Annotated in this window: 11 protein-coding genes; 5 read left to right on the top strand and 6 right to left on the bottom strand. The window is 72.5% G+C overall.

Annotated elements, in window-relative coordinates; genetic code table 11:
* Positions 1-1021 (bottom strand): acyltransferase (locus F8271_RS13195; RefSeq protein WP_151489980.1); only part of this gene is annotated, 1021 nt, incomplete at its 3' end.
* Between the two features lie 245 nt (positions 1022-1266).
* Between F8271_RS13195 and F8271_RS13190 the strand changes: the two genes are divergently transcribed.
* Both F8271_RS13190 and pseI read left to right on the top strand, forming a co-directional pair.
* Positions 1267-2421, top strand: a complete 1155-nt coding sequence (locus tag F8271_RS13190; RefSeq protein WP_151489979.1) for a glycosyltransferase — start codon at positions 1267-1269, stop codon at positions 2419-2421.
* Between the two features lie 133 nt (positions 2422-2554).
* Positions 2555-3607, top strand: a complete 1053-nt coding sequence (pseI, locus tag F8271_RS13185) for a pseudaminic acid synthase (protein ID WP_151489978.1) — start codon at positions 2555-2557, stop codon at positions 3605-3607.
* Positions 3608-3705: 98 nt separating this feature from the next.
* Here pseI and F8271_RS33120 read toward each other — a convergent pair whose 3' ends face one another.
* The 4 genes from F8271_RS33120 to F8271_RS13165 are packed head-to-tail and all read right to left on the bottom strand — an operon-like array spanning position 3706 to position 6535.
* Positions 3706-4287 carry a hypothetical protein gene (locus F8271_RS33120; protein WP_225854497.1) on the bottom strand — a complete coding sequence of 194 codons (582 nt, stop codon included), beginning with the start codon at positions 4285-4287 and terminating at the stop codon, positions 3706-3708.
* Complete coding sequence (locus F8271_RS13175) at positions 4271-5026, bottom strand: SDR family NAD(P)-dependent oxidoreductase (RefSeq protein WP_151489977.1); 756 nt, start codon at positions 5024-5026, stop codon at positions 4271-4273. The genes F8271_RS33120 and F8271_RS13175 overlap by 17 nt, the downstream gene beginning before the upstream one ends.
* Complete coding sequence (locus F8271_RS13170) at positions 5019-6287, bottom strand: AMP-binding protein (RefSeq protein ID WP_151489976.1); 1269 nt, start codon at positions 6285-6287, stop codon at positions 5019-5021. Before F8271_RS13170 ends, F8271_RS13175 begins: the two co-directional genes overlap by 8 nt.
* Positions 6284-6535: an acyl carrier protein gene (locus F8271_RS13165; protein WP_091401397.1), complete on the bottom strand. Its 252-nt coding sequence runs from the start codon at positions 6533-6535 to the stop codon at positions 6284-6286. Before F8271_RS13165 ends, F8271_RS13170 begins: the two co-directional genes overlap by 4 nt.
* Positions 6536-6634: 99 nt before the next feature.
* Here F8271_RS13165 and F8271_RS13160 point away from each other — a divergent pair, with 99 nt between their 5' ends.
* Positions 6635-7144: a GNAT family N-acetyltransferase gene (locus tag F8271_RS13160; protein WP_151489975.1), complete on the top strand. Its 510-nt coding sequence runs from the start codon at positions 6635-6637 to the stop codon at positions 7142-7144.
* A gap of 87 nt (positions 7145-7231) precedes the next feature.
* Here F8271_RS13160 and F8271_RS13155 read toward each other — a convergent pair whose 3' ends face one another.
* The gene (locus tag F8271_RS13155; protein WP_151489974.1) at positions 7232-8965 is read right to left on the bottom strand and encodes a glycosyltransferase family 39 protein; all 1734 of its coding nucleotides are present in this window, start codon (positions 8963-8965) and stop codon (positions 7232-7234) included.
* A 365-nt stretch (positions 8966-9330) separates the two neighbouring features.
* Between F8271_RS13155 and pseB the strand changes: the two genes are divergently transcribed.
* Entirely contained in the window at positions 9331-10314 is a 984-nt protein-coding gene (gene pseB / locus F8271_RS13150; protein ID WP_151489973.1) for a UDP-N-acetylglucosamine 4,6-dehydratase (inverting), read from the top strand.
* Entirely contained in the window at positions 10311-11468 is a 1158-nt protein-coding gene (locus F8271_RS13145) for a DegT/DnrJ/EryC1/StrS aminotransferase family protein (protein ID WP_151489972.1), read from the top strand. Before pseB ends, F8271_RS13145 begins: the two co-directional genes overlap by 4 nt.
* Positions 11469-11474: the final 6 nt, after the last annotated feature.

The following is an 11474-nucleotide window of genomic DNA, read 5'->3' as shown; positions in this document are numbered from 1 at the left end:
GGACAAGGTTCGCCAGCAGGAAGCCGAGCACCACCGCCGGCCCGCGCCAGCCGCCGAAGCCGGTCCCCCAGTCCCCGGTCCACCGCAGGACGCTGGTCATCACCAGCACGTGCACGAGGTAGAACGCGAACGAGACCTCACCGAGCCAGACCAGCGGCCGGGACCGCCACGGCGACCGGCGACCCCGCACGTCCGCGTCCGCCGCGGCGGTGATCACCAACAGGTACGCCACGGCGAGCAGGGTGGTCCACAACTCGGCGCGGACCCACTGTGCGGCGGCGACCCAGGTGGCCACGAAGATCACGCTGGCGGCGGTCAGCCCCGGCCCTCGCCAGAGACCCCGACGCATCAGCACGGCCGCCACCGCGCCCAACCAGAACTCCAGCGACCGGACCGGCGGGAAGACCTGGGTGAACCACCAGCGGCTGGCCTCCGGCACCAACTGCTGGGCCGGCCAGAGCGCGAGGATCAGCAGCGGCAGCACGACGATCAGCGTCCACAGCAGCGCCGGCCGCGCCCGGCGCAGCAGCGGCAGCACCAGCGGCAGGCAGAGGTAGAAGAAGAACTCGCAGGACAGCGACCAGCTGACCGTGTTGACGCTGTAGAACCAACCGGGCCGGGGATCCCACGCCTGCAACAGCAGCAGGTTCTCCAGCGCGACGGCCGGCAGCACCGGATCGGCGAACCACCAGGCGACCAGCAGCGCCGCCACCCACAGCACCAGATGGTTCGGGTAGATCTTGGCGACCCGTCGCCGCCAGAACGTCCGCCGGGAGTCCCCCGGTCGGGCCGACCAGACCAGCACGAAGCCACTGAGCACGAAGAAGAACTGCACCCCGGACAGGCCGAGGGTGAACAACGCGTCGACGACGGCCTTGTAGTCCGGCTCGGCGATGATCCGCATGGTGCCCGCGTGGAAGCCGAAGACCAGCAACGCGGCGATCCAGCGCAGCCCGGTCAGGGAGGGCAGCCGGGCGGCGGGTGCGGACCGGACCGTCGGTGCGTCGGTGGTGCTCGTCATGCCGGTCTCCTGACACTCCGCAGGGTCACCAGCACGTACGTCTCCTCCCCGGCGCGGCGTCGGACGGCGCGACGGCGACGCCCACGACGACCCGGCAGGGCCGCACCGAGGCACCCTACCGGGTCACTCCCGGGTGAACCGGACGGCCGTCGTTAACCTTCCGCTCGGCGGGAGTTCAGGGACTCCACCTTCGTCGGCCACGTCAGGTTCCGGGGCCGGCCACCCGGGTCGTCGAAGGTGGCGACGTGGTCAATGAGCCGACGCACGCACCGCTGCTGAGCATCGTCGTGCCCGTGTACGGCGTCGAGGCGTACCTGTACCAGTGCCTCGAGTCGATCCGGGCCGACATCCCCGCGGGTGCGTCGGACGCGGTCGAGCTGATCGCCGTCGACGACGCCTCGCCGGACGGCTGCGGCGCGATGCTGCGCTCGTACGCCGGCCGCGACGGGGTGCGCGTCGTCCACCTGAGCAGCAACGTGGGTCTGGGGCTGGCCCGCAACGCCGGCCTCGACGTGGCCACCGGCCGGTACGTCTGGTTCGTCGACAGCGACGACTGGCTGCCGCCGGGCACCATCGCGGCGGTGCTGGACCGGCTGCGCCAGCACCAGCCCGACGTGCTGATGCTGGACCACCTGCGGGTGCACGAGGACGGCCGGCGCGAGGTCGACGCGAGCAGTCACCTGCTGCGCGGGGTGCCGGGTGTGGCCCGGCTGGCCGACCAGCCACAGCTGCTGCGGGTGCAGCACACCGCGTGGAACAAGGTGGTCCGCCGGGCCTTCCTCGACGAGCTGGAGCTACGGTTCTTCCCCGGCTGGTACGAGGACATCCCGTTCAGCCATCCGCTGCTCATCGGCGCGGAGAAGATCTCCGTGCTGGACCGGGTCTGCTACCTGTACCGGCAGGGCCGCCAGGGCGCGATCACCTCCACCCGCAGTGGCCGGCACTTCGACGCCTTCGGCCAGTACGAGCGGCTCATGGACTGGGTGGCCCGCAAGCACCCGGACGAGCGGTTGCAGGCCGAACTGTTCCAACTGATGATCAGCCACTATCTGGTGGTGGTCGGCAACGACGACCGGCTGCACCCGCACCTGCGGCGGGCGTTCTTCCACCGGGTCGCCGAGCACTACCGCCGCTACCTGCCCGCCGGCGGCTACCCGATGCCCTCCGGCGTGACCGGGCTCAAGCACCGGCTGGTCGGGCGCGGTGACTGGCTGGCGTACTCGGCGCTGCGCCAGGCGCACCGGGTCGCGGGCCGGCTGCGCCGCCCCGGCGCGGCGGGAGCCGCCGACGGCGCCACCGACGAGGACCCGAACCGACCCGACGCCGCGACGACGCGGGACGCCGAATCCGCCGTGGCGACCGACCGGCCCGACGCGTTGGCCGGGGGCCGCCTGTCGTGACCGTCAATGTCGCACACCACGCCGGGCGCCGGGTCGGCTCCCGGCACCGCAGTTTTCCAGGTCGTCCACCCGTCGGGGGGACGATGACAGCACCACCGCACCCCGGTGCGGACGTACCTGAGCAGAGGTCGGAATGACGGCGACAATCAAGATCGGACCGCACGCGGTCGGTGCCGGGGAGCGACCCTTCGTGGTTGCCGAGATGTCCGGCAACCACAACGGCGACCTGGGGCGGGCGCTGGCCATCGTCGACGCGGTGGCCGAGAGCGGGGCGCACGCGCTCAAGCTCCAGACGTACCGGCCGGACACGATCACGATCGACGTCGACACCCCGGCGTTTCGCATCTCCAGCGGGCACGAGCTGTGGGGCGGCGAGAACCTGTACCGCCTCTACGAGCGGGCGCACACCCCGTACGAGTGGCACGCCCCGATCTTCGAGCGGGCGCGCGAGCGGGGTCTGACCGTCTTCTCGTCACCGTTCGACGCGACGGCCGTGGAGCTGCTGGAGTCGCTGGACGCGCCCGCGTACAAGATCGCGTCGTCGGAGCTGGTCGACCTGCCGCTGATCCGGTTGGTGGCCAGCACCGGCAAGCCGATGGTGATCTCCACCGGGATGGCGACGGTCGCCGAGATCGACGCCGCGGTGCGGACCGCCCGCGACGGCGGCGCGGCGGGCATCGTGCTGCTGGCCTGCGCCGCGTCCTACCCGGCGCCGCCCGCCGACAGCAACCTGCGCCGGCTGCCGGTGCTGGCCGGTGCCTTCGACGTGGCGGTCGGCCTCTCCGACCACACGCCCGGCATCGGTGTGGCGGTCGCCTCGGTGGCGCTGGGCGCCTGCTTCATCGAGAAGCACGTGACGCTGGACCGCGCCGACGGCGGCGTGGACTCGGATTTCTCGCTGAACCCGGCCGAGCTGACGGCGCTGGTCGCCGAGTCCGGCCGCGCGTACGCCGCACTGGGTGGCACCGCGATCGGCCCCACCCCGGCCGAGCGGGAGGGGCTGCGGTTCCGCCGTTCGCTGTTCGTGGTCGAGGACGTGCGGGCCGGCGACCCGGTGACCGCGCGGAACGTCCGGTCGATCCGACCGGCCGGCGGGCTGCCCCCGGTGGAGATCGACCGGGTCCTGGGCCGCACCTTCACCACCGACGTCCCCCGCGGCACCCCGCTGAGCTGGAACCTGATCTAACCCCCCGCCCCGCCCCGCCCCGCCCCCGTCGCCACTAGCGGCAGGACGAAGCCGCGCGGGGCGAGCGTGGGGGCGTAGATCCTGCGGTGATCTTGCAGTTACTGCCCGGGTAGAAGGTGCGTAAGTCGCGAATCGTCCGCAAGTGCCAGATCGTGGGGTGGGGGCGTCGGGGCGAAGCCGACGGTGACGATCAGGTCGGCCAGCCGTAGCGTGCGCCAGATCGCCGCGCCGTCGGACGGCGTTCCCAGACCGAAGCGACGCCACCAGGCGACCACCGGCAAATCGGCCAGCTTGCAGCAGCACTCGGCCCGGGTCCATCGGGCCCAGAAGTCCGTGGCGCCGAAGCGGCGGGCCAGCGCCGGGGGCACCGGGGCGTCGGCCCGCTCCGCGTCGATCGCCACCCGCCAGCCGGGGGCCGGCGGCCCGTACCAGCCGACGCAGCGTCCGTCGTCGAGGTAGCTGCGGGTCACCGCGTCGGCCAGCACGGCCGGGGCACCGATGCGCAGGTGCTGCTCGGCTGCGGCCAGCAGTCCCGGCACCGGGCGCGGCGCGCCAGCGCCGCCCGCCCGCAACGGCAGGGCCGCCACGGCCGCCTCCGGCGGCAACGCCGGCGCAGCGGCTTCCGGCCACAGGTCCGGCGCTGCCGCCGGCGTGGGCCGCAGGTCAGATGGAGGCGGCACCGTCCACCACGATGACCTGGCCGTTGATGTTGGTGTGCTCGCGCAGCAGCATCCGTACCACGGGTACGACCTCCACCGGCTCGGTCAGGTGACCGGTCGGGGTGCGGCGCACGATCTGGTCGAGCTGGGTCGGGCCGAGCACCGCGGACATCTCCGAGGCGAAGAAGCCGGGGGCGACCGCGTTGACCAGCATCCGGCCACCCAACTCCCGGGCGAGCGAGCGGGTGGCGGCGTCCATGCCGCCCTTGGTGGCCGAGTACGCGACGAGGCCCGGGAAGCCACGTTGGGCGCAGATCGAGGTGATGTTGACGATCCGCCCGCGGAGCCCCTTGCCGAGCATCCGGCGGACGACCAGCCGGGTCAGTTGCAGGGGCGCGGTCAGGTTGGTCTCGATGATCCGGGCGATGTCGTCGGTGGCGGTGTGGACGTGCAGCGAGTCCTGCCCGATGGCGGCGTTGTTGACGAGGCCGTCGATCGGGCCGAGGCGCTGCTCCACCTCGCGGACGAAGCCCTGCGCGGCGCGCAGGTCGGTGACGTCCACCGAGCCGACGTGCACCCGGTCGGGGCGTTCGGCGGCGAGCTTCGTCAACTCCGGGGTGACGGTACGGGCGAACGCGGCGACCCGTACGCCCGCGTCGAGCAGGTCGGTGACGATGGCCAGGCCCAGCCCTCGTGAGCCTCCGGAGACGAGGACGACGGAGCTGGGGGGTACGAGCTGGGTGTCGGCGGGGTCAGACATCGCTCTTCAGGGTCTCCTTGACGGGGATCTCGGTCAGCACACGGATCCGGCGGGGCACGGCGTGTTCGGGCAGCCGGTCGGCGCACCAGCGCATCAGCGCGGCCTCGTCCGGCACGCCGGCGCCGTCGGCGGGGGCGAGCACCACCTCGGCGACGACCATCCGGCCGAGCACCGGGGCGCGTCGGCCGGTGACCCGGGCCCAGGCCACCGCGGGATGCCCGGTCAGCACGCCACGCACCACACCGGCGGAGACCTTGCTGCCGCCGACGTTGATCTCGTCGGAGTCCAGCCGGCCGGTGATCAGCACCCGGTCGTCGACGACCTGCACCCGGTCCCCGGTACGGACCGGGCCGGCCAGCCCGGCGCCGTGGTACGGGGAGGTGATCACCAGCTCGTCGTCGTGGACGGAGAGCGTCGGCCGCCCGGCGGTCTCCCGGTCGAGCCAGTCGACCGGGAACCCGGCCCGCCCGTCGTGCACCACAATGGACGCCCCCACCTCGGAGGACGCGTAGATCCAGGAGATCCGGGCGGCGGGGAGGAGGTCCCGCAGCTGGTCGAGGATCGCCTGGTCCACCGGCTCCCCGCCGAGGGTGATCTGGCGCAGCGGCACCCGGGCGAGGGCGGCGGCGTCCCGGTAGAGGGTGCGGCGCCAGAAGGTCGGCGTACCGGAGGCGGCGTCGACCCCGTGCGCGGCGGCGAGGGCCGGCCAGTCGTCCAGCTCGTCCGGCTCGACCACCACCAGGTGTTGCCCGGGCTGGGTCAGCGACAGGGTGACCACCTGCCACCAGGCGTACGTGCCGGGGGCGTAGGGGCACAGCCAGGTCCGCTCGGGCTGGTCGGCCCGTACCGTGGTCAGCGTGTCGAGGGTGTGCCCGACCCGCTTGGGACGGCCGGTCGAGCCCGACGTCAGAAGCCACAGCCGGCCGGGGTCGGCGTCGCGTGCTCGGGCCGGCGCGCTCGGGTGTGCCCCGTCGTCGTCGACGACGGTGACCGAGAATCCGGCCTCGGACAGCTCGGCGCGCATCGCCTCGTCCACCCGGCTCGCGGTGCTGAGCAGCAGCTCGGTGCCGTGCACGGCGTGCTGCCGCGCGGCGGCGAGCGCGTGCACGGCGGACTGCGCCAGCACCGCCGCCGGGTCGGGCAGGGCCGGCCTCGGCAGCGTCCGCCAGGTCAGCGCGGCACCGCCGACGACGACCCGGTTGTCGACGCCGGCCGGCTCGGGGTGCGCGGCGGTGGCGGGGTCGGGGGTCGCGACGGTCACTGGTGTTGAAGCTCGACGAGGAAGTCGAGGACGTCACCGACGGTGGCGATGCGGCGCAGGCCGGGGGCGTCGAAGTTGAGTTCCTCCCCCGTCTCGTCCTCGACCCGCAGGGCCAGCTCGGAGAAGTCCAGCGAGCGGAAGCCGATCTCCCGCAGCTGCGCCGCGTCGTCGGCGGGCAGCTCCTTGTCCTGGTTCTTCAGCACCTGAGCCATGAGGTCGCGGATCTGCGCGCGACTCAATTCGTTCATGCGCCGGAGTCTACAACCCAACGAATGCATATCTGATTTCCCGGTGCGTCCGGGTAAGGTTCCCGGACCAGGTGTTAACAGATTGAAAGCGAGAGGCACGTGCTGCGCGGAGCAACGGCGGACGACGTTCACCTGATGTTGTCCTGGCGTAATCAGGAAACCAACCGTCAGGTCAGCAAGAACAGCCACGAGATCAGCGCCGAGGAGCACGCCCGGTGGTGGGCGGCGGTCCGCGACGACCCGTCGCGGCGGGTGCTGGTGTACGTCCGCGACGACCGTCCCTGCGGTGTGGTCACCTTCTTCGACCTGCGGCTGGACGGTCCGCGGACCGGTGCCTGGGGCTTCTATCTGGACGCCGACGGGCTGGCCGAGCGGGGCGAGACGCTGCCCGCCTGGCTGGGCATCATGCGGGAGGCCGTCGAGTACGCGTTCGACGGGCTGCACCTGGATCGGCTCGACGGCGAGGTGTTGGAGCACAACACCGTCGTACGGCAGATGAACCGGCGTTTCCGTTTTGTCGAGGGCACCGGCCGCCGAGAGTTGTCCGACGGCCGGGAAATCACCGTCATCCCCATTTCCCTCGCCCAGGCCGACCGCCGGCGGCGATGATTACCGGACACATTCGCGTCATGGCCCGACGCCATTAACCACGAATGTGTCCGGTGGACATCAACCGTTCACCAGGGGTCGAGCGGGTCAGGCCCGCCGCCAGGCCGCCCAGTGCTGGCGCTCATTGCCGCCGAGCCGGACGAAGCCGTACTTCGCGCCGTCCCAGTCGTCGGGTTGGCCGGGCGCCCAGCGGGCGAACACCACCTGCGCCGCGGCCGGCGGCTGCTCGCGGAACCACCGCACGTCGGTCCACGTCACCTGGTGGCTGAGGTTGAACCGCTGGATGTAGTGCACGCCGGTGGAGGCCCACACCCGCTCGCCGGGGCGTACCCCGACGTCGGCGACCCGGGGGGTGGGCGCGGTGCTCGCCACCATCGGGCGGACGAGGCGCTGGTCGATCACCTGCATGGTGACGAGGTTGACCACCACGAGGGCACCGAGGATCGGCAGTCGCAGGCGGGGCACCTGGACCACGGCGACGAGCAGCAGGCAGCCGGCGATGCCGATCAGCGACCCGACGACCGGCCGCATCTCCCGCCAACCGCCGGTGAGCGCCATCAGGTCCGGAGCGCCGAAACCGCCGTAGCGCAGCGAGTGTCCCCGGCTGGCCACGTACGCGAGTCGGGCCGCGACCAGCGCGCCGCCGGCGACCAGCAGGGCGACCGCGACGGCCGCGCGGCGCAGCACCACGCGGCGTCCCGCGGTGAGCAGCACCCCGAGCCCGACGAGCATCCAGAACGGCGCGAGCATCTGCACGTAGCGCCCGTAGATCGCGTCCAACGGCTTGCCGGTGATGCCGGCCAGGATCACCGAGGCGCCGCTGGCGACGCCCACGCTCGCGACCAGCGCGACGCCCATCGTCCAGCGGGTCGCGTCGCCGTGCCGGGGACGCCACAGCTCCCGGACGGCGGCGGCCCAGGCCACGCCGGCCATCCCGAACGTGATCACGACGAGGTACCAGAGTTGGGTGGTGACCGCCGCGCCGACCCGGACCACACCCTGCGCGGACGCGACGGCGTCGACCACGCTGCCGCCCGGGGTGCTGCCGAGCAGGTAGACCTTGTCCCCGAGCAGCCGGATGCCGGCCTCGTTGACCAGCGCCAGGGCCAGCACCGGCAGCAGCGCCGCGAGCACCCCGGCGGGCGTGATCCGGCGGCGGACGAGCAGCAGCAGGACCAGACCGGCGTGGATCCCGACGATCACCAGGCCGCGGGAGTGCAGGAGGTGGAAGGCGCCGACGAACACCCCGACGGTGGCCGCGGCGAGCGGGCCGGGTCGCTCGATCCAGCGGTGCACGGCGAGCAGCCAGGCCACCACCAGCGGCGCCATCACCGTGTCGATCATGGCGACGCCGGCGTAGAACGCGGTGGCCGGCAGGGTCGCGGCCACCACCGCCGCGAGCAGGGCGTACGAGCGGCGCAGCCGGAGCAGTCGCCGGCCCAGCAGGTACGCCAGGGGCAGCAGCGTCGAGTTCACCATCGCGTTGATCAGCTGGACCAGCCGGTAGCTGTCGCCGAAGTCCCGGTCGCCGAGGAACGCCGGCGAGATCAGCATCGGGTAGCCGACCCGGCGCAGCAGGTCGTTCTCGCTGCTGAACCCGCCCGGCCCGCCGGCGAGGGCGCGGGCGGTGTTGAGGTAGCTGTCCTCGTCGGTGTGGGCGATCGGCAGCACGATGTGTCGGGACAGCCACATCCGCCAGGCGACGCTGAGCACCCACCCGACGAGCAGGAGCAGGGGCACGAGCCAGCGCCGCGCGGGTGCGGCGGGCGGCGTACCGGCCGGGGCCGCCGGCCGTTCCATCACGTCGCTGCCGGATGCCATCAACGCCTCCTGAGTTCGCCGGCCGGGCCGGGTCCGTGCGGGCCGGATGGCGTACGTGCCGGCCGGTGACGCTCGGGGGTGAACCGTTCGCGCCGAGCCGGCGCGGATGTCGGGTGGACGCGGTAACCAGTGGCTCGCGGGGGCGGCCGGGTCGCTCGCGCGGCCACTGTAACGGCCGGATCCGGCCTGGTCAGCCCGCTTCACGCGCGGTCGTAAGTGTTCGCCTGCGCGGTGTCCGGCATTCACGGGAGCAGCGGTCGCGGTTAACCCGCGAGCGCCGGGGCGTTAACCCGCCATGGCTAGCGTGTCACCCCGGTCGGCCGGCCGAGGGCCGCCCGAACATCCACGATCACGGGAGCACCAAATTGAGTGAGTTGAATGGATCGTCCATTCTGATCACCGGGGGAACGGGTTCCTTCGGCAGGACCTTCCTCCGGCACATCCTCAACGAGGCTGACCCCGCCCGGGTGGTGGTCTTCTCCCGCGACGAGCTCAAGCAGTACGAGCTGCGCCAGCAGCTCGGCGACGACCCGCGGCTGCGCTGGTTCATCGGCGACATCCGCGACCGGCACCGCCTGACCCGTGCCATGCACGGCGTGGACCACGTGGTGCACGCGGCCGCCCTGAAGCAGGTGGACACCGCGGAGTACAACCCCTCCGAGTTCATCGCCACCAACATCACCGGCTCGCAGCACGTCGTCGACGCCGCGATCGAGGCCGGCGTCAAGAAGGTCATCGCGCTGTCGACCGACAAGGCGTCCAGCCCGATCAACCTCTACGGCGCGACGAAGCTGGTCGGCGACAAGCTGTTCGTCTCGGCCAACCACTACGCCGCCCACCATCCGACCCGGTTCGCGGTGGTCCGCTACGGCAACGTGGTCGGCAGCCGCGGCTCGGTGGTGCCGCTGTTCCACCGGCTGGCCGCCGAGGGCAAGAGCCTGCCGATCACCGACAAGCGGATGACCCGGTTCTGGATCACGCTGGAGCAGGCCGTCCAGTTCGTGATGGACTCGTTCGACCAGATGCAGGGCGGCGAGCTGTTCGTGCCGCGCATCCCGAGCATGCGCATCCTCGACCTGGTCGAGGCCGTCGCGCCGGACGCCACCACCCACGAGATCGGCATCCGGCCCGGCGAGAAGCTGCACGAGGAGATGATCGCGCCGGACGACAGCCGCCGGACGCTGCGCGCCAAGGACCGCTACATCGTGCAGCCGACCATCGCCGGCTGGGGCTACCAGCCGCCGGTCGACTGCGAGCCGGTGCCGGACGGCTTCGCCTACCAGTCGGACACCAACGACGAGTGGCTCAGCGTCGAGCAGCTGCGCGACATGCTCGGCCTCACCGCATGACGGGGATGCTCCCGTACGGCCGGCAGTCGGTCACCGAGGACGACATCGCGGCCGTCGCCGACGTGCTGCGCGGCGACTGGCTCACCACCGGGCCGCAGGTGGACGCCTTCGAGGCCGAACTCGCCGAGTGGACCGGCGGGGTCGGTGTCGCCAGCGTCTCCAACGGCACCGCGGCGCTGCACGTGGCGTACGCGGCAGCCGGGGTGGGGCCGGGCGACGAGGTGGTCGTACCGCCGATGACGTTTGTGGCGACCGCGAGCAGCGCGGTCGCCCTCGGCGCGAAGATCGTGTTCGCGGACGTCGACGACGAGACCTTCTGCCTCGATCCCGCCGCGGTCGCCGACGCCGTGACCTCCCGGACCAGGGTCGTCTCCGCGGTCGACTACGCCGGGCACCCCGCCGACTACGACGCCCTGCGCAAGTCGATGGTGGGCAGCGACGCGCTGCTGCTCGCCGACGCGGCGCACTCGATCGGCGGGACGTACCACGGTCGGCCGGTGGGCTCGCTCGCCGACCTGACCACGTTCTCGTTCTTCCCCACGAAGAACCTGACCACCGCCGAGGGCGGCGCCGTCGCCGCGCTGGACCCGCGGATCCTCAAGCGGGCCCGCCGGTTCCGCGGCGTCGGCGTGGTCCGGGAGCGCGACGACCTGCGCTTCGGCGACGAGGGTGGCTGGTACTACGAGGTGCCCGAGTTCGGGCTGAACTACCGGCTGCCGGACGTGCTCTGCGCGCTGGGCCGCAGCCAGCTGCGCCGGCTCGCCGAGTTCAAGGCGCGCCGGGCCGCCCTGGTCGCCCGCTACGACGAGGCACTGGCCGACCTGGACGGTGTCCTGCGGCCCACCCGCCGGTCGTGGGCCGACCCGGCGTGGCACCTCTACCCGATCCGGGTGCTCGACGGCCGTCGCCGCGAGGTGTACGACCGGATGCGCGCCGCCGGCATCGGTGTGCAGGTCAACTACGTCCCGGTGCACTGGCACCCGGCGTTCGCCGACCTGGGCTACCGGCGCGGATCCTGTCCGGTGGCCGAGTCGTTCTACGAGCAGCAGCTGTCGCTGCCGCTCTACCCGGGTCTCCGCGACGCCGACCAGGACCGCGTCATCGACGCGCTGACGGCCGCCCTGCGAGCCGGCTCGGTGCGTTCCGCCGCCTGATGGGAA

This window comes from Micromonospora sp. ALFpr18c (assembly GCF_008868155.1).
Lineage (GTDB): Bacteria > Actinomycetota > Actinomycetes > Mycobacteriales > Micromonosporaceae > Micromonospora.
Note: the sequence above shows the minus strand (reverse complement) of the source record. Positions and strands in the feature narration are given on the sequence as shown.

Excerpts from the sequence above, each read along its gene's own strand:
- F8271_RS13175 (WP_151489977.1), bottom strand. The coding sequence starts at position 5,026 with ATGTCTGACCCCGCCGACACCCAGCTCGTACCCCCCAGCTCCGTCGTC.
- F8271_RS13145 (WP_151489972.1), top strand. The coding sequence starts at position 10,311 with ATGACGGGGATGCTCCCGTACGGCCGGCAGTCGGTCACCGAGGACGAC.
- F8271_RS13155 (WP_151489974.1), bottom strand. The coding sequence starts at position 8,965 with ATGGCATCCGGCAGCGACGTGATGGAACGGCCGGCGGCCCCGGCCGGT.
- F8271_RS13165 (WP_091401397.1), bottom strand. The coding sequence starts at position 6,535 with ATGAACGAATTGAGTCGCGCGCAGATCCGCGACCTCATGGCTCAGGTG.
- pseI (WP_151489978.1), top strand. The coding sequence starts at position 2,555 with ATGACGGCGACAATCAAGATCGGACCGCACGCGGTCGGTGCCGGGGAG.